At 71.4% G+C, this 17,477-nt stretch carries 14 protein-coding genes and 1 pseudogene; 6 read left to right on the forward strand and 9 right to left on the reverse strand.

The genetic code is table 11. The features are described 5' to 3' along the window. Positions 1 to 90 precede the first annotated feature (90 nt). From BM290_RS43795 to BM290_RS43820, 6 genes are all read right to left on the reverse strand, one after another. Positions 91 to 576 (reverse strand): hypothetical protein, encoded by a 486-nt coding sequence (locus tag BM290_RS43795; protein WP_093621920.1) that lies wholly within the window; start codon positions 574 to 576, stop codon positions 91 to 93. Then, positions 573 to 2,450, reverse strand: a complete 1,878-nt coding sequence (locus BM290_RS43800) for a sensor histidine kinase (RefSeq protein WP_093621921.1) — start codon at positions 2,448 to 2,450, stop codon at positions 573 to 575. Before BM290_RS43800 ends, BM290_RS43795 begins: the two co-directional genes overlap by 4 nt. Further along, entirely contained in the window at positions 2,450 to 3,136 is a 687-nt protein-coding gene (locus tag BM290_RS43805) for a response regulator transcription factor (protein WP_307837929.1), read from the reverse strand. Before BM290_RS43805 ends, BM290_RS43800 begins: the two co-directional genes overlap by 1 nt. A 117-nt stretch (positions 3,137 to 3,253) precedes the next feature. Next, positions 3,254 to 4,879 carry a carboxylesterase/lipase family protein gene (locus BM290_RS43810; protein WP_093621923.1) on the reverse strand — a complete coding sequence of 542 codons (1,626 nt, stop codon included), beginning with the start codon at positions 4,877 to 4,879 and terminating at the stop codon, positions 3,254 to 3,256. Then, positions 4,876 to 6,201, reverse strand: a complete 1,326-nt coding sequence (locus BM290_RS43815) for an MFS transporter (RefSeq protein ID WP_093621924.1) — start codon at positions 6,199 to 6,201, stop codon at positions 4,876 to 4,878. Before BM290_RS43815 ends, BM290_RS43810 begins: the two co-directional genes overlap by 4 nt. Positions 6,202 to 6,293: 92 nt before the next feature. Then, positions 6,294 to 8,066 (reverse strand): helix-turn-helix domain-containing protein, encoded by a 1,773-nt coding sequence (locus tag BM290_RS43820; RefSeq protein ID WP_093621925.1) that lies wholly within the window; start codon positions 8,064 to 8,066, stop codon positions 6,294 to 6,296. 114 nt (positions 8,067 to 8,180) lie between these two features. Between BM290_RS43820 and BM290_RS43825 the strand changes: the two genes are divergently transcribed. Further along, entirely contained in the window at positions 8,181 to 9,791 is a 1,611-nt protein-coding gene (locus BM290_RS43825) for a long-chain fatty acid--CoA ligase (protein WP_093621926.1), read from the forward strand. A 43-nt stretch (positions 9,792 to 9,834) separates the two neighbouring features. Here BM290_RS43825 and BM290_RS43830 read toward each other — a convergent pair whose 3' ends face one another. Together BM290_RS43830 and BM290_RS49370 are read right to left on the reverse strand one after the other, a co-directional pair. Continuing rightward, positions 9,835 to 10,218 carry a VOC family protein gene (locus tag BM290_RS43830; RefSeq protein ID WP_093621927.1) on the reverse strand — a complete coding sequence of 128 codons (384 nt, stop codon included), beginning with the start codon at positions 10,216 to 10,218 and terminating at the stop codon, positions 9,835 to 9,837. Positions 10,219 to 10,249: 31 nt separating this feature from the next. Beyond that, positions 10,250 to 10,423, reverse strand: a pseudogene (locus BM290_RS49370) (DedA family protein); the annotation flags it as partial. Positions 10,424 to 10,650: 227 nt separating this feature from the next. Between BM290_RS49370 and BM290_RS43840 the strand changes: the two are divergent. After that, positions 10,651 to 13,182, forward strand: coding sequence for an HAD-IC family P-type ATPase (locus tag BM290_RS43840; protein WP_093621928.1), 2,532 nt, complete (start codon positions 10,651 to 10,653; stop codon positions 13,180 to 13,182). A 217-nt stretch (positions 13,183 to 13,399) separates the two neighbouring features. After that, a complete protein-coding gene (locus BM290_RS43845; RefSeq protein ID WP_177320149.1) occupies positions 13,400 to 13,849 on the forward strand; it encodes an SMI1/KNR4 family protein in 450 nt (149 codons plus the stop codon). Between the two features lie 50 nt (positions 13,850 to 13,899). Here BM290_RS43845 and BM290_RS43850 read toward each other — a convergent pair whose 3' ends face one another. After that, positions 13,900 to 14,394, reverse strand: a complete 495-nt coding sequence (locus BM290_RS43850) for a hypothetical protein (protein ID WP_143134171.1) — start codon at positions 14,392 to 14,394, stop codon at positions 13,900 to 13,902. A 351-nt stretch (positions 14,395 to 14,745) separates the two neighbouring features. Between BM290_RS43850 and BM290_RS43855 the strand changes: the two genes are divergently transcribed. From BM290_RS43855 to BM290_RS43865, 3 genes are all read left to right on the forward strand, one after another. Continuing rightward, positions 14,746 to 15,699: a helix-turn-helix domain-containing protein gene (locus BM290_RS43855; protein ID WP_093621931.1), complete on the forward strand. Its 954-nt coding sequence runs from the start codon at positions 14,746 to 14,748 to the stop codon at positions 15,697 to 15,699. A gap of 15 nt (positions 15,700 to 15,714) precedes the next feature. Beyond that, the gene (locus BM290_RS43860) at positions 15,715 to 16,176 is read left to right on the forward strand and encodes a cupin domain-containing protein (protein ID WP_093621932.1); all 462 of its coding nucleotides are present in this window, start codon (positions 15,715 to 15,717) and stop codon (positions 16,174 to 16,176) included. Between the two features lie 97 nt (positions 16,177 to 16,273). Continuing rightward, a complete protein-coding gene (locus BM290_RS43865) occupies positions 16,274 to 17,212 on the forward strand; it encodes a hypothetical protein (protein ID WP_143134172.1) in 939 nt (312 codons plus the stop codon). The last annotated feature ends 265 nt before the right edge of the window (positions 17,213 to 17,477 follow it).

The raw sequence follows: 17,477 nt of genomic DNA on the forward strand, positions 1-17,477 counted from the left end.
TTGCTGCGCCTCTCCAGGGTGCCGGCCGGCAGGGGCGCGGCGGTTGCCGTTCTCCTGCCGGCCGGCTGCTCGCCCCGGCTGTCCTGGAGGTCAGGACCAGTTGCCGAAGAGCTTCCCCGATGTGAAGGTCTTGGTGACCGTGTTGGTGTCGGTGTCGATCAGCAGGACCTGGGCCCGAAGCTCGTCCTGGCCGTTCGGGTTCTCGTTGAGGGCACTGGCCGAGACGTAGGTTTCGAAGTCACCGCTGAGCCCCGACTCGGCGGACGCGCCCAGACCGACCACGGGGACGATGAACCGGGCCGAGCCGTTCCTGCCGATGATGTACGCGCGGAACGGGTCCCCGGGGTCGTCGATGTACTCCTGGGCGTCGGCCAGGCTGAGGTAGCGGACGTCGATGCCGACGTGGATCCGGTAGACGCCGTTGCTCTGCAGGTCGATCCACAGGCACAGGTTGCTGTCGGTCTGTCCGGTGCAGGTTCGGGCGGCCTGTGCCGGGGCCGCCATCGGGCCGAGCGTGACGGCCAGCGACGCGACGACAGCCGTCGCCCAGGCGAGCCCGCGCTTCACGTTCTTCATCTGTCCTCCCACGATGTATCGGTGCGGAAGTCAGTTTCGTTCGCCGGCCCGATGCCGCGCCGTGGTGCTGGCCCGCCGTCACGGGAGGGAAAACCCGCCATCGGCAGCGCCACCGTGACCGTCGTTCCCTCGCCCGGTGGGCTGACGAGACTCCAGGTCCCGCCCGCGGCGGCCACCCGGTCCCGGATGCCGGTCAAGCCGTGACCGGGTCGATGTGCCCCGCCCACACCGTCGTCGCTCACCCGTACCAGCAGATCGCCGTTTTCGTCGGTGACTGTCACCGAGACGTGGGTGGCCTCGGCGTGCTTGACGGCATTGGTGATCGCCTCACAGGCGACGAAGTAGGCCGTCAGCTCCGCCGCCTCGGGCCACCGGCTCGCCGGGACCGCGAGGAGGACGGGCAGCGGGAAGCGCCCCGCGACGGACTCGAGTGCCGCGCCGAGACCCATCTGGGTCAGGATCGCCGGATGCAGGCCGTGGGCGAGTTCGCGCAGCTCGCGGGTCGCGTCCCGCAGCGTGGCGGACGCGTCGTCGATCAGGCGCCCGGCCTCGGCGTCGGCCACCGCGCTACGCAGGCCGGCCAGCTGCATCGACAGCGCCAGCAGCCGCTGCTGCGCCCCGTCGTGCAGGTTCTGTTCGAGCCGTCGCCGTTCCGCGAGCCCGGCCTCGACGATCCGGGACCGCGACGCTCGCACCTCCGCCAGCTGCGCCCGGATGCCGGCCTGCAGACGGGCGTTCTCCAGTGCGAGCACGGCCGCGCTCAACGCCGCCTCGACGATCGACGCGTGCCGGGTGAGCGTGGCGTCCATCCGTACCAGCGCCAGCCGGTCGCCGCTGCTGGCCGCGATGGGAATCGACAGGCGGTCGTCCGCTGTGCTGCCGGCGTCGTCGGGGGTGCCGTCGGCGCGGAGGTAGCCCGCCTCGTCGTCGACCCAGTAGAGAATCCGCAGGCTGGGGTCGTGCAACGCGGTGCGCAACGCTAGCAGGACGTCCCCGCCGCCGCCGGGCCGGGTCAGCGTCAGCACCATGTCGGCGACCGCCGCCCGGGCCAGACGCCGCTGCAGCGCCGCCACCAGGAAACCACCGGGAACGGCGATCAACGCCAGCGGCTCGATCAGCTGCAGCAGCGTTCCCAGGACGTGGGCGTCGGTCAGCACGATGGCGGCCCGGCGTACCCCCATGGCGACACCCGCGGCGATGGCCGCGATCAAAACCGGTGTGAGCGTACGGCGTTGCAGGCCCTTGGCTCTGACCAGTCGTACGCCCAGCATCCCGACGAAGATCAGTGAGATGACGACGAGGCCCGCCCAGCCGGCCGTCTCGATGAGCGAGCCCGTCCGCCTGCTCGCCAGCCCGCCGAACAGCAGCGTCGGCGCGGAGCCACGGATCGGGATGCCCTTCGTGGCCGCGATGGCCAGCGCGGCCGCCTCGACCCACACGAACGCGGCGATCACGAACAGACGCTCGTACCGGTGCCGCAGCCGCTGCTCCGGGTACCGCAACAGGACGGTCAGCGCGACGAACGCGAACAGCCCGCTGCTCAGCCAGCCGGCGAGCTTGAGGGACGGTGAACCCCAGTTCTCCAGTCCGACCCCGGCCCACGCCACGCCGGCCAGGACGAACAGGCGCCCGTTGCCACGCTGATCGTCCTCGACACCCAGCAGCGCGCCGGTCAGCAGGAGCAGCACGCCGACCAGCCCGTCGACGACCGCCAGCGCCGGCCTGGCCGGGGCCACCGGCCACTGCGCGGCGACGGCCAGCAGGCATCCCGCCACGACCGCGGTGGCCGGGCCGATCCACCAGCGTCGCCTCGGCCGCCACGGATCCGCGGCGGGCCGGATCGTCCGGCCGGCCGCGACGGGACGGGTGACCATCAGCGCGGTGTCTGCCGCAGGTAGGCGAGCACCGCCAGCACCCTGAGGTTGACGTCGCTGCGGCCGTCGTCCTCCACCGACGGCAACCCGAGCGCCTGCCCGATCGAGGTGACCCGTTTCTCGACGGTCTTGACGCTGTAGCTCAGGCGCGTCGCGATGGCTGAGTTGGAGTGGCCCTCGGCGATCAGGGCGAGGATCCGCCGTTCCGAGGGGGCGAGCCGGTCCAGCGGGTCGGCCGGTCGCGGGCGGTGGAACATCTCCTGCACCACCTGGGAGTCGATTACGGTCTCCCCGGCCGCGACCCGCCGGGCCGCCTCCAGGAACCGGGCGGTGTCCTGCACCCGATCCTTGACGATGTAACCGACGGCACGGTCGGCGATTTCTAGGAGCCGCACCGCGTACGCCGCCTCGGGGTAATGGGTGAGGATCAGCAGCCCGGTCGCGGGATGCCGGGCCCGGATCTGCGCGGCCGCCTCGATGCCCTCGTCACGGAACGTGGGTGGCATCCGGATGTCCGAGACCACCAGGTCCGGCGGGTCGGCGGCGACCGTAGCGAGCAGCTCGGGCAGCGAACTCGCCTGGCCACAGACCACCATGCCGTGCTCGGTCAGCAGCCGGACCAGCAGTTCCCTCAGCAAGCCCGAGTCCTCGGCGATCACGACGCGCAGCGCTGCCCCCAATGACACGCACCCATCATTGTGGATATGGTCCGTCCCGGGCAAACCACCCGGAACTGTCATCAGACGCGCCCAGGCCCTCGCCGTTACGGCAACGGCGGATCGGTGCCCGATGTCAGGTCAGGGCTACGCCGGCGGGTTTCGCCGGGCCGGGCCGGATGCGGCGGTTGCCGTGCGGTCGCCGGCGTCGAGCAGCAGGCTGCGTGGCCACTGGTCCCAGCGGGTGCCGAGGACGTCGCGCGGCGGCCGGCCGGTGCGTACGAACGTGGCGATGCTGTCGATCATCGCCCCGGACAGCTGCAACCGGCCGGGGGCGTTGCGGCGGCTGAAGGCGAACCGGAACACTCCGCGGTCGAAGGTGCCGAACACGAACGGCAGGTCCATGGCGTGGCTGGCGCCGTAGACGACGTCGAACGGTTTCGGCTCCTGGTTCCAGCCGAACCGGTAGTGGTACAGGTTCCGGTTTCCGGCCGCCTGCATCGAGTCCATCGAGTCGGCGGCGATGCCGGTGAAGATGGCGTCGGTCAGTTGCTGGGCCGTCTCGTTCCACCCGCCGGGCGCGTCGACCGGCAGGTACCGGTCGTTGAGGAAGTCGTCTGCTCCGTACCGCGAAGGGGTGTCGGGGTCGGCGAAGTATTGGCGGGTGAAGCGGTCGTAATCGCTCGGCCGGTACGCGCCGACCAGCCCTCCGAACAGCTTGCCCTCCTCGAGGGTGTTGCCGGCGAGGACGGGGATGCCGGCGAACCGGCCGGTCCGGAGGGCGGCGTGGTAGTCGGTCGGCAGGACCGTGCCGTCGGCGATCACCGCGGGCGGGTCGCCGACGGCGGCGCCGCGGGTCACCTGGGCGCGGATGACGTCGGCGGCGGGCAGTTGCCGGAGACGGCGCACGTCCTCGTCGCGGTCGCCCGAGTCGCCGACGGCCGCTGTCACCAGCGCGTCGGCGTAGGTGCGGGCACGTTCCCCGGTGGTGAACAGCAGGCCGCCGCTGAGCGGGATCACCTTGTCGATCAGGCCCTCGGCCAGCGGCGACACCATCAGCGCCCAGACGTTGACGGCGCCGGCGGACTCGCCCATGGCGGTCACGTTCGCCGGGTCGCCGCCGAAGGCCGCGGCGTTGCGGTGCACGAACCGGAGGGCCTCGATCTGGTCGAGGGTGCCGAAGTTGCCCGAGTCGTTGACCGGATCGCCGGTCTTGAGCTGCGGCAGGTCGAGCCACCCGAACGAGCCGAGCCGGTAGTTGACGGTGACGACCACGGCGTCGGCCCGGCGTGCGAGGGTGTTGCCGTCGTACATCGGGTCGGCGGAGTAGCCGACCACGTTGCTGCCGCCGTGGATGAACACGATGACCGGCAGCCTCTTCCGCGTGGTCGCCGGGCGGTAGACGTTGAGGGTCAGGCAGTCCTCGGCGCCGACCGGTTTGCCAAGGCCGTCGCGGATGTCGAGGCCGTAGTGCGGGCCGCTGGGCGCCGGGCTGAAGAGGCGGCCCTGCTGGATGCAGCCGTCGCCGTACGCGGTGGTGTCGCGCACGCCCGTCCACCCGTGGTGGGGGACCGGCGCGTGCCAGCGCAGAGCGCCGACGGGTGGCTGCGCGTAGGGGATGCCCAGCCATTCGTACGTCCGGCCGGAGTGGCTGCCGCTGATCGTGCCGAGGTCGGTGTGCCGGACCACGCCGCCGTCGTGCCGCCCGGCCTGCGCGGGCACGGAGGGTACGACAGCGAGCGCCAGACCGAGCAGTGCGGACAGAGCCTTCATCGGGCGTCCTCCAGGATCGGGCCGGCGGTGAGCTTGCGGTCCTCGGCGCGCAGGGCGTGGGCCAGCAGCGGCAGCAGCAGCATGCCGAGCACGGCGGCGCCCAGGAGCACGGCGTGCCCGCCCGCCTCGCTGCCCCGGCCTTCGGCGTAGCCGTACAGGTAGGGGCCGGTGAAGCCGCCGAGGAGGCCGACCGTGTTGATGAACGCGAGGCCGGCCGCGGCCATCAGGCCGGTCATCCGTGCCATGGCCACCGACCAGTAGAGCGGCAGGACGCCGATGAGCAGCATCATCGCGGCGTCGATCAGCAGGATCCGGGCGACCGCGCCGTCGGTGACGGTGTAGATCGCGGCCACCACGGCGGTGGCGACGGTGACACCGGTGAGGACGGTGAGCTCGCCACCGGCCCGGCGGTGCAGCCAGGGGATGACCAGCACCCCGATGAGGGCGCCGATGCCGATGCTGCCGCTGACCACGCCGATGGTGAAGGACCCCTGGACGCCGAGGCTCTGCACGATCGACGGGAAGTTGTACTGGATGGCCACGCTGTTGATCTGGTTGGCGAAGTAGATCACCGCGAGCGCGAGGATGAAGGGCCGGCCGAACGCCACCCGCAGGTTGCCCTTCAGGGAGGTGTGCGCCGGCGCGCTGCCGGCCACGGCCCGTTCGGTCAGCACCGCGGCCTCCTGCTCGGACAGCCAGGGCGCGTCGGCGGGCCGGTCCGGGACGGTACGCCAGAAGACGGCGGCGACCACGAGCGTGATCAGGCCTTCGATGAGGAACAGCCACTGCCAGCCGTACATGCCGCCGGTGCCGGCGAGTTCCATGATGGCGCCGCCGAGCGGGGCGCCGAGGCCGAGTCCGGCGCACACCGCCAGGTAGAGGATGCCGACCACGCTGACCCGCTGTTTCTGGGAGAACCAGAGGGTGACCACGTACATCAGGGCCGGGTACAGGCCGGCCTCGGCGGCGCCGAGCAGGAACCGCAGGAGGTAGAAGGAGACCTCGCCCTGGACGAACATCATGCAGGCGCAGATCGTGCCCCAGGTGAGGGCGATGCGGGTGATCCAGCGGCGGGGCCCGACCCGGTACATGATCAGGTTGCTGGGCACCTCCAGCAGCGCATAGCTGAGGAAGAAGATGCCGGCGCCGGCGCCGAAGGCCGCGGCGCTGATGCCGACGTCGGCGCCGAGCGAGGTCTTGGCGAGGCCGACGTTGGTGCGGTCGACGAACGCCATGAAGTAGACCAGGCACAGGATCGGCAGGAGTCGCAACGCCGCCTTCCGGCTTGCGATCGCGTGGAGTTGGTCCGGCTCGGAACGCACGTGATCTCCTCTGTCAAGCAGTTCTCCCTGATGTGGTCGCCATCACTGTAGGGAGCGGCCTGCCGGCCTCAGAGGGGAAAAGCGTCCACAGTTCACCGCCGGTCAGTGGAGGGAAGAACCACCAGCCGCCGCAGGCCTTCCAGCCGGATCGCCAGCCGCAGCGCGAGGTCGTCGGCGTTGCGCCAGTCGTGCCCCAGGACGCCGGTGACCCGGTCGAGGCGTTTCAGCAGCGTGTTGAGGTGTACGCGCAGCGCGCCGGCGGTCTTGCGCAGGTTGCCGTCGTTGCCGAAGTACGCGTCCAGGGTGGTCACGAGATCGGTCGAGCGCCGGGTGTCGTACTCCAGCAGCGGGCCGATCGTGTCGGCGAGGAAACTGTCCAGCTCGTCGCGGCGGTCGGCGTCGAAGGCCAGCGCGTAGAGCGCGAACCGATCGGTCGTGGTCCCCAGGTCCCGCGCGCCCAGATGCCGGACCACCGCGGTGCAGCCGCCGGCACGCGACACCGCCCGCGCCCAGTCGTGCCCGCTGACGCGTTCGCAGACGACCGTGACGGGTCGGCCGCAGGCGGCGCGCAGGCGCTGGTGGACGGCCTGCGCGAACACGTCGGGCCGCGCCGCGGGGGCGATCAGCACCGCCTGGCCGAGATGTTCGCCGGCCAGGCCCGCCTCCTGCCGGGCGATCGGATGCAGGTGCCGGACCAGCCCGGCCGCGGAGACCCCGTCGGCGCCCGCGACGGCCACCACGTCAAGAGCATCAAGATCAACACCACGAGACCGCGCCCGGGTACGCTGCGTCGCGCTCACCTGCGGACCGGCGACGATGAGCTCGGTCAGCAGCTCTCCACTGAGCCGTTCGGCCGCGTCGGCCACGGCGTTGTCCTTGAGGATCAGCAGGCCCACGACATGGGAGGCCAGCTCCAGGCTCCGCACGTCCACGGCCGACGGCTCCTGCCGCTGGCTCCACACCACCGTGCCGAGCAGGCTGTCCCCGGCCCGGACCGTCGCCGCGCTGTGCCACCGGCCGTCCGGCCCCGCCACGGTGACCGCCCGCCCCGATCGGCGGGCCTGCTCGACGACCCCGGCGACCACGGCGCCGTCGCCCCGGTCCTCGTCCGCGCCGCCGCGGGCCAGCACGGCGCCCCCGCTGTCCAGGATCTCCACCCGGCCGCCCAGCTGCCCGGCCAGCTCGCCCGCCACCACCACCGGGCCGCCGCCGGCCAGGACCACACCGGTCAGCGCCTCGTGCACGGCCTGGGCCCGCTGCATCACCGCCATCTGCTCCTCGATGGTCCGGTACGCCGACCGCAGCTCGGACAGCGCGCCGCGGCTCTGCTCGTACAGCCGGGCGTTGTCCACAGCGATCGCGGCATGATCGGCGAACGCGCTGAGCAGGGCGATCTCGTCGGCGCGGAACCGGCGGCGGCTGCGGTGGGCGGCGAACAGGGCGCCGATCACCCGGTCACGCACCAGCAGCGGCACACCGAGCAGCGCGACCAGTCCCTCACTGCCGACCACGGCGTCGAAATCGGGGTCGTGACGCAGCTGCCCGCCCTCGAAGTAGTGCTCGACCCAGTGCGCGGCCCGCGAGTCGACCACCCGGCCACCGAGCCCGGTGTGCGGCGGGATCCGCGCCGACCGGAACGCCGCCGAGATGGTGCCCTCGCTGGCCGTGATGCTCAGCGCGCCGTCGTCGCCGAGCAGCGACAGGTAGGTGAAGTCCGTCCCGATCAGGTCATGGGCGTGCCGCACCACCGAGGCCAGCACGTCCTCGACGTCGCCGAGCGCGGTCAGGGCACGTGCCGTGGCATACAGCGAGGCCAGCTCGCGCTCGCGTCCGGGACGGGATCCGGCATCCGTCGGTTCCACCATGGGTAGATGATTCCTCCACCGTCGACGCCGCAGATGGGGGTGCAGCGTACCTCCCGACGGGCCTTTCCGGGCTTTTACGGTTGGCCGACCACAGGGCCGAGGAGAGGGCTGGACATGGACGGGCTCATGCAGCCACGGCCGTTGACGATCGCGCACCTGTTCGAGCGGGCCGAGACCCTCTTCGGGGACAAGCACGTCATCGACGCCGACGGGACGGCCACCCCGTACCGCGCGTGGGCGCACCGTGTCCGCCGCCTGGCCTCCGCGCTGACGGCGCTGGGCGTCGCGCCCGGCGCCCGGGTCGCCACCCTGGCGGCCAACCACCGGCGGCATCTGGAGGTGTACGCCGCGGTCCCGATCAGTAAACGCGTCCTGCACACCCTCAACATCCGGCTGCCGGCCGAGCACCTGGTCCACATCATCGAGCACGCCGGCGACGACGTCGTCCTCCTCGACCGGCGGCACCTGCCACTGATCCGGACATGCCTGGACCGGCTGCCCGGCGTACGGCACTGGGTGGTCTTCCCCGACGGCGCCGACCACGCCCTGCCCGACGCGCGGTTCCACCACTACGAGGACCTGATCGGCGCGGCCGAGCCGTTCGAGGGCTCGTTCGAGGAGACCTTCAGCGGCCCGGAGGAGAACCTGGCCGCGGGGCTCTGCTACACCTCCGGCACGACCGGCCGGCCCAAGGGTGTGCTGTACAGCCACCGGTCGACGGTCCTGCACTGCCTGGGGACGATGGCGGCCGGGCTGATCGGCGTCAGCGAACGCGACGTGGTCCTGCCGATCGTGCCGATGTTCCACGCCAACGCGTGGGGGCTGCCCTACGGCGCCCTCATGGCGGGCGCGGACCTCGTGCTGCCCGGCCCGTCAGCCGAACCCGCGCACCTGGCCGGCCTGATCACCCGGCACCGGGTCACGCTCGCGGCCGCCGTGCCGACCGTCTGGACCGACCTGCTGCCCGCGCTGGAAGGCCGGGACTGCACCTCGCTGCGCCTGCTGCTCGGCGGCGGATCAGTGGTCACGCCGCAGCTGTCGGCCGCCTACCAGGCCGCCGTCGGGGTGCCCATCACCCACTCGTGGGGGATGACGGAGGTCAGCCCGGTCGGTGCGATCGGCGGCCTGCGCACCCGGCACGATCATGCGGACGAGGAGGTACGGCAGCAGGCCGCGGCCGCCCAGGGCCGGCCCGCGCCGCTGGTGAACGTGCGCATCGTGGACGTCGACACCGGGGAACGCCTGCCGCACGACGGGCGGTCGGTGGGGGAGCTGCAGGTCGCCGGGCCGTGGGTGGCGGGCGGCTACGTCGCCGGGGAGGGGGCCGACAGCTTCACCGCCGACGGCTGGCTGCACACCGGCGACCTGGCCACCGTCGACGCGGAGGGCTATCTGCGGCTCGTCGACCGGATCAAGGACCTGATCAAGTCCGGCGGCGAGTGGATCTCCTCGGTCGAGCTGGAGGCGGCCATCGCCACCCACCCCGACGTCGAACAGGTCGCCGTCGTGGCCCGCGAGCATCCCCGCTGGGTGGAACGTCCCGTCGCGTTCGTCGTCCTGCGCGCCGACTCCGACACGAAGGCCGACCAGCTGCGCGAACACCTGTCCCGCCGGATCGCGTCCTGGTGGATGCCGGACGACTTCATCCTGCTCGACGCCATCCCGCTGACCGGCACCGGCAAACTCTCCAAACAGACCCTCCGCGACTCGCTGCGCCCGGCTTGACGGCCCGTCACTCGCACGACATCCGCACCCGGACGCCGTGCGGTCAGGCGACGCAGAACTCGTTGCCCTCCGGGTCTCGCATGACGACGTGCCCGAGAATGTCGCCGTACCGGTGCTCGGCGACCACGGTCGCCCCGGCGGCGACCAGTTCCGGCACCTTGAGCGCGATCAGCCGGGCGCGTTCGGCGTCGTCCCCGAGGCCCGGGCCGGCCACCCGTATGTCGACGTGCATCCGGTTCTTGGCCGATTTACCCTCGGGCACTCTCAGGAATCCGATGGCGGGGCCTCGGCCGTCCGGATCGATGATCGAGGCGTTGTCGGGCTGGTCGAAGCCGGGCTCCTTGACATAGCCCAGGGCCAGCGCCCAGAACGCCGCCAGTCGTTGAGGCTCATCGGCATCGCATCCGAGGGTCCAGAAGGTGGCCATCACGCCAACCTACGCGCGTCGGCGTCCGATCGGTCCGCACGATCGGCACGAATCTGGCAAGAACGACCGAACGGGCGCCGTAGCTCGCGAAGAAGTCCCGTGCCCGATCCAGGTTCTGCTGCTTGAACAGGCGCGCGTCGGGCCGCCGGAACAGCGCCGGCCCGACGCGCCGCCCGAACAGATGGCCGACCTGGTCCGTAGCGACCCGACCTGAAAGCACGCTGAATCGCGGAAGTGGCGACGGGGAGCCCGGACCGGGATCGTTGACCTCCCGCCGGACAGGAAGGACGACCGACATGAGAGAGCTCGACGCGGATGCGCCGGAAGGCGTCCCGGATGCGGTCCTCGTGCCACCTGAGCCGGAAGCGCAGGGTGGCCGCCGGCGAGCATCTACGCTCGGTGACAGGACAGGATGATCGAACGGGCGATGCGATGACAGCACTCGACGCCGGCACCGCACCGGCCACCGGTCTGACGGCCGCCCAGGTCGCGGCCGCGCGGGAGCGCGGCGAGACCAACACCGTGCGGTCGGCGGTGTCCCGGCGCTACTGGACGATCCTGCGGGCGAACCTGTTCACCCTGTTCAACAACTTCCTGTATGCGATCGGCCTGTCGCTGCTGGCGATGGGCCGCACCAAGGACGCCGTCGTCAGCGTGGGCCTCGGCGTGCTCAACTCGCTGATCGGCTCGATCCAGGAGATCCGCGCCAAACAGAAACTGGATCGCCTCAAACTTCTGCACCGGGCGCCCTGCCGGGTGGTCCGCGACGGCATCGAACAGGACGTGGAACCGGAGGACATCGTCCGCGGCGACCTGATCCGCGTCACCGCCGGCGACCAGATCGTCGTGGACGGCCCGGTCACCGCCGGTGACCGGCTGGAGGTCGACGAGTCCTCCCTGACCGGCGAGCCCGACCCGGTGCTGAAACAGGCCGGCGACCGGCTGCACTCGGGCACGGTCGTGGTCGGCGGCTCGGCCCACCAGACCGCGGAGCTGGTCGGCGCCGACAGCGACGTGGGCGCGCTGACCGCGAAAGCCAAAGCGTGGAACCCCGATCCCACACCGCTGCAGGCGCTGATCGACGCGACCGTACGCCTGATCATGCTGACCGTGGCGCTGATGAGCGCCGCCGTGCTCGCCAACGCGGCGCTCAAGGGGTTGTCGCTGGTCGAGGTCATCCAGACCGCTGCCGTGCTGTCCGGCCTCGTGCCCTACGGCCTGTTCTTCCTGATCACCATCTCGTATGCCGTCGGCGCGGCGGCCATCGCCCGGCGCGGCGCGCTGATCCAGCAGATCAGCGCCGTCGAGTCGCTGTGCAGCGTCGACGTGCTGTGCACCGACAAGACCGGCACCCTCACCACCGGCAGCATGCGCCTGGAGCGGATCGAGGCGCTCGACGGCCACGACCCGGCCGATGTCCGGCAGTCGCTGAGCGTCGCCGTCGAGGCGATGACGACCCGCAACCACACCGTCGTCGCACTGGCCCGGGCTCTGCCCGCCCCGTCGTCGACGGCTCTGGAACAGGTCGCCTTCTCCCCGCAACGCCGCTGGAGCGCGGTCAGCGGCCCGGACCGCGGTTACGTCCTGGGCGCGGTCGAGGCGTTGAGCGCGGCATTCCCCGCCGAGGCGCATCTTCGGATGTACGACACACTCGACGACCTGACCCGGCAGGGCCTGCGGGTGCTGCTGTTCGCCGCGACGACCGACCCCGCCGCCGGGTTCCTCGACGCCGGCCGTACCCCCGTCCTGCCGCAGTTGACGCCGCTGGCGCTGATCGCTCTGCGTGACGACCTGCGCGACGGGGTCGCCGAAACCCTGGCCGAGCTGCGTGCCGGCGGCGTGGCCGTCAAGGTCATCTCCGGCGACGACCCGCGGACGGTGGCCGCCGTGGCCGCCGGGCTCGGCCTGCACGCCGACGATCCGGCCACCGGCGCCGACCTGGACGCGATGACACCGGCCGCCTTCGACGACGCGGTGGCCCGCGGCACGGTGTTCGGCCGGGTCAGCCCGGCGACCAAGGAGCGCATGGTGGACAGCCTGCGCCGGCAGGGCCGCTACACCGCGATGATCGGCGACGGCGTCAACGACATCCCCTCGCTGAAGAAGGCGCACGTCGGCATCGCGCTGGGCAGCGGCAACAGCGTCGCCTGCGACGCCGCCGACGTCGTGCTGCTCGACGACTCGTTCACGGCCCTGTCGCCGGCGCAGCGTCAGGGCCGGCGCATCGTCACCGGCATCGCCACGTCGATGTACCTCTACCTGGCCCGGGTCAGCACCTCCATCCTGATCATCCTCGGCGTCGCCATCCTCGGCCTCGGCTTCCCCTACGAACCGGCGCAGGCCGCGCTCGTGCTGTTCACCGTCGGCCTGCCCACGATGCTGCTCACCGCGTGGGCCGAGGCGGAGCGGCCCGACCCCGGCCTGGTCGGGTCGCTGGCCCGGTTCGTGGTGCCCGCCGCCATCGTCACCGCGCTGTACGGCGTCGGTGTCTACGCCGTGCTGTACCGCTTCGTCATGGACCTGCCCGACAAACGCCTGCCCGACCATCTCGTCGCCCGGTTCGAGGAGTTCACCGGCCTGCTCAGCACCAACGCCACCTTCACCGAGCAGGCCGCCACGGTCGTCGCCCAGACCGGGTTGACCGTGTTCACCTCGTTCGCGGGCTTCCTGCTGATCCTGCTGCTGAAACCACCCGCCCGCATCTTCGCGAGCTGGACGCCGGTGAGCCGCGACAAACGCCCGGCGATCCTGGTCACCGCCCTGATCGCCGCCTTCTGCGGCATCCTCGCCACACCGGTGCTGGCCAACTACTTCGGCCTGCTGCCCGACGTCGCCGCTTTCGCCGTGGCCGCCATGGCGCTGCCCCTGTGGTTCCTGACGCTGAGCGCCGTCTGGCGTCACCACCTGCTGCCACGCATGCTGGGCTTCCACCGGCCGCCCACGCGGGCTGCGGCGACCGGGTGAACGGCCGGTCAGCCTGCGCCGGCCTCCGTGGAGTCCAGCCCGACGGCGCCGCCATCGCGGCGTCGTCGGCTCGATGGCGGCGCCGTGTTCGATGGCCCGCTGACGTGGTTCGGCCGCTTCCCGTTCGAACCGCCGGTCGGACCGCCGACATGACCGGTGGTTCGCACAGCTGTCCGAGGTGGTTCCCCGAGCGTCCCCGGGGTGCCATCCTGCTTCGGTGAACGACCACGAGGCTCGCCATGACGTCTTGCGACTGTTGTCCCGAGTCCAGCGACCGCCGGAGAGGCCGTTTCCCGGTGGCGCCGACGATCAGGAGATCGCCGACCTGGAGCGTCGGCTCGGTGTCCCTCTGCCCGACTCGCTGGTCGACTGGCTGCGCTCGTGCAAAGGCGAGGCGATCTGCGCCGGTGGCGTTCTCGGTGCCAGGCCCGACGACGAGTCCCTCGATATGGCGACCTGCCTGGCGATGTTCCCGACGTGGCGAGACTCCGGCTGGCTGCCGGTGGCCGGTGACGGCTGCGGCAACTACTTCGTCCTGGTGACCAGCGGCGAACTCGCCGGGCAGGTGGGTTTCATCGACACGATCGCGGATCCCGGCAGCATCGAGTCCATGGAGGGCAGGAGCCTCTGGGTCTTCCTCCGGCGGCTGCTGTCACAGGACGGGTGACTCGTACGTGGTCACTCGCCGGACGGCCGACGCCGCCCGGGCCGCACTGATCAGTGAGTCTCGTGCAGGCACTGCGTCCAGATGATCATCCGGACGGTGGTGTCCGCGCTGCGGGACAGGGCGATCGTGTGGCCGTCCCTGAGGTCGATCTTGAGGTCGGCGGGGCCGGCCCAGGGACCCTTGACCCACGGGTCGTCGCCGGTTCTGGGATCGAGACCGGCGTCTTTCCAGTGATCGGTCAGGAGGGCATAGACGGCCTTCTCCTCGTCGGCGGCGATCGGCAGATGATAGGTGCCCTGCATCCGGTAGAGCTCGTCGTCAGGGAAGTCGCTGATCTGGCCCGGACACGTGAGGCGCTCCTCCGAAGGGGCGTCCACGGATGTCTTGGCGATCACGGCGACCTGTTCGGCATGCTCGCGAACCTGCCGCTGCGCCGTGGCGGGCGGGAGGCCGGGCGTGAAGTCGCCACCGCCGCCCGCATCCGGGACCGAGCATCCTCCCGATCCCGCGAGCAGAGCCGCCGCGAGAACCATCCGCCTGATCACGGCGCGCACTGTAGACCGCAGACGCAATGCGGCCAGGGGGTGTCGTCGCGCGAACCCGCGGGCACCAGCACGAACCGGCCGGCACCAGCACGGGCCGGCCGGCACCAGCACGGGCCGGCCGGCACCAGCACGGGCCGGCCGGCACCAGCACGGGCCGGCCGGCACCAGCACGGGCCGGCCGGCACCAGCACGGGCCGGCCGGCACCAGCACGGGCCGGCCGGCACCAGCACGGGCCGGCCGGCACCAGCACGGGCCGACCGGCAACAGCACGAGCCGGCCGGCAACAGGAGGTCGACCGGCAGCTTCGCCTGAAGACGGTCCACCGGTGGCGCCGCCGCTATCGTTGACCGGTGATCGGCAACCTTGAGACGTTCCAGGACGAGCTGGCCGCCAGCGGGTTCCCGCCGCTGGTCAACAAGCTGGCCGGAGCCGACTTCCGGGGCCGGATCGTCACCTCTGACCTCGGGCCGCTGCGGCTGTTCTCCCTCGACACACCCGAGAGCGCCTGTATCGGGCGCGAACGCGACGCCGCGGACGGCGAGAACCTGGCGGTCAAGGTGATGGCCCGGGGCCGGACGCGGATCGAGCAGGGGCGCGGCGACGCGGAACTCGGGCCGGCCGACCTGGTGCTGCTCGATCCCACCCGTACGCTCCGTTTCGAAAGCACCGCCGCGGCGCACGTCACGGTTCTGGTTCCGCGTCGGGAGCTTCGGATCCGGCCCGCGCAGATCGACCGGCTCATCGGCGAACGCATCGACGGCAGCCACGGTCCGGGTGCTCTCGTCTCCGTGCTGGCCCGGGAGTCGGCGCGGGCGGCCGCCGAGTTCCGCGAGGCGGAGGCGCTGCGGTCGGCGGCGGCCTTCATCGAGCTGATCGCGGTCGCGTTGGAGGCCCGGCTGGGCGACCGGCAGCCGGCTCCGGACGAGCGGCTGCGGGACCGGATCACCGGCTACATCGAGGTCCGGCTGGCCGATCCCGATCTGTCCCCGCCGGGCATCGCCGCCGCCCACCACATCTCGGTCCGCCGGTTGCACAAGCTGTTCGAGGACCAGCCGCTCACCGTCGCGGCGCTGATCCGCCGTCGCCGCCTGGAGCGGTGCCGGGCCGAGCTGACCGGAAGTGGTCGTACCGTCACCGCCGTGGCCGCCCGGTGGGGATTTCCGGATCCCACCCATTTCAGCAAGATCTTCAAGACGACGTACGGCTACAGCCCTCGCGCACTGATGACCAGCAACCGTGCACGGACGACCAGGACGCGCACCGCCGGCCCGGCACAGGATGGTGCTCACCAAGACAGCCGATAGCAATGGGAGACAGTCGTGGCGAAGGTGAACATCGTCCGCCCCGGTGAGGGCGAGATCCTCGGCAGCGGGGCGCATCAGATCCGGATCCTGGAGAACGGTGAGCACACCGAACACCGGCTGGGATTCGCCGAGGTCACCATCCCGCCGGGCACTCCGAGCCCGTTGCAGCACCGCCACGCCCAGCACGACGAGGGTTTCTACGTGCTGGCGGGTACGTTCCGTTTCACCGTCGGCGAGGAACAGCACGATGCCGGGCCGGGCACCTGGGTCATCGTGCCGACCGGGGCGCCGCACACGTTCGCCAACATCGGCGACGAGAACGCCGTCATGCTGAACACCTTCACCCCGGACCTGTACGTGCAGTACTTCCGCGACTTCAAGGCCATGATCGATTCGGGGCAGCCGGTCAACGCGGAGACCATGAAACCGCTGTGGAAGAACTACGCCACCGAGATCTCGGACGAATACGCCTCCTGAAGCGCCTCCGGCACGACCGCGACGGTGGCCCGGAGATCACGTGACCACGGGCCACCGAGCCGAGTTGCCGGGCAGTGCTACCCACGTCGGTATGGGAATGAGTCCCGAAGCGCGGCAGCGTCTGGACCACGGTTTCCAGCGCCGGGCAGAAGAGCAGCAAACGCGACATGCCGCCGACTGGCAGCACGCCGCCCAGCTGGGTGAGACGCTCGGGCTGGGCCGGCCACTCGGCATCTTCCACCTCGAGACGACCCCACCCTTGGGCGTACGCCGTGTGCTGCGCCTGCTCGTTCCGGCCGCGATGTTCCTCCTCGTCCTGGTCCTCCTGATCGTGTGGACCCCGGACACGGCGCTGCCCTTGCTGTCCCTCATCCCGTTCGTGGCCGTCGGCTACTGCCTGGTCTTCTTCGTGGTCTCCCGCCGGGGCCGTTTCACCCGATGGCTGTACGGCTACGCCGGCGGCCTGGCCGAGGCCGACCCGGACGGCCCTCCGCGCGTGGTGCGTTTCGCCGAGGTCACCGACGTGGTCGACGAGTGGAGCTCATCCGGCTCGGAGTCCTCCTGGGACTACCAGGGTTTCCGTCTCACCACCGCCGATGGCCGCACGGTGCCGATCACCGCGAAGTACCGCAACGCGCTCGACCCGTACGGCCCGGTCGGTGCACTGATCGCCGCGCTGGCGCCGGCCGAGGTCGGCACGGCCGTTCCCCGATTCCCCTCGACAGCCGACCTGATCACCGACGGGGCGGTGATCCCGATCGCGGCACGAGCGGCCGCGACGGTCCGCAGCGGCGAGACGGTCGTGCGCGGCGACCTCCGGGTGGCCCCTGACGGCATCGCGGGCCCGAAGGACACCGCGATCACACCGTGGGCCGCGATCGAGCGGATCGAGCTGCGGCCCGGCCACGTGAAGGTGCGCCGGATCGGCGGCAAGGCCCTCAAGTACGACAACTATCGGGACGGCTCCGGATACGCGGTGCTCTGCCACGTGCTGATCGCACTCGGCGTCGACGCCTCCTTCGAGCCGCGGGGCTGAGTCGAAGGCGGGAAGGTGACGGCTGCGGGAACCGCCGCGCATGCCCGCCGGCATGTTCGCGGGCCGACCCGGTCACCACGGGCGTCAGCATGGCCGGAAGGGGCTTTCCGAACCACGGCGCCGTCGGTCAACCGGCTGTGCGGGGCTCGGCGGCTTCTCGGGATGGGCAGGACGAGTCCCGGGCCGTGATGGGCGACGAGCGGCGCGGGGGCGTGTGCCACCATTGCGGCCACAATGGATGGTGCAGGAAAGGGCGGGGATCTCC

It is taken from the genome of Actinoplanes philippinensis, from assembly GCF_900113015.1.
Lineage (GTDB): Bacteria > Actinomycetota > Actinomycetes > Mycobacteriales > Micromonosporaceae > Actinoplanes > Actinoplanes philippinensis.

What these genes read in the sequence shown, in the direction of transcription:
- BM290_RS43830 (WP_093621927.1), bottom strand. Translation starts at nt 10,218, where the DNA reads ATGGCCACCTTCTGGACCCTCGGATGCGATGCCGATGAGCCTCAACGA.
- BM290_RS43865 (WP_143134172.1), top strand. Translation starts at nt 16,274, where the DNA reads ATGAGTCCCGAAGCGCGGCAGCGTCTGGACCACGGTTTCCAGCGCCGG.
- BM290_RS43825 (WP_093621926.1), top strand. Translation starts at nt 8,181, where the DNA reads ATGGACGGGCTCATGCAGCCACGGCCGTTGACGATCGCGCACCTGTTC.
- BM290_RS43820 (WP_093621925.1), bottom strand. Translation starts at nt 8,066, where the DNA reads ATGGTGGAACCGACGGATGCCGGATCCCGTCCCGGACGCGAGCGCGAG.
- BM290_RS43840 (WP_093621928.1), top strand. Translation starts at nt 10,651, where the DNA reads ATGACAGCACTCGACGCCGGCACCGCACCGGCCACCGGTCTGACGGCC.
- BM290_RS43800 (WP_093621921.1), bottom strand. Translation starts at nt 2,450, where the DNA reads ATGGTCACCCGTCCCGTCGCGGCCGGCCGGACGATCCGGCCCGCCGCG.
- BM290_RS43795 (WP_093621920.1), bottom strand. Translation starts at nt 576, where the DNA reads ATGAAGAACGTGAAGCGCGGGCTCGCCTGGGCGACGGCTGTCGTCGCG.
- BM290_RS43810 (WP_093621923.1), bottom strand. Translation starts at nt 4,879, where the DNA reads ATGAAGGCTCTGTCCGCACTGCTCGGTCTGGCGCTCGCTGTCGTACCC.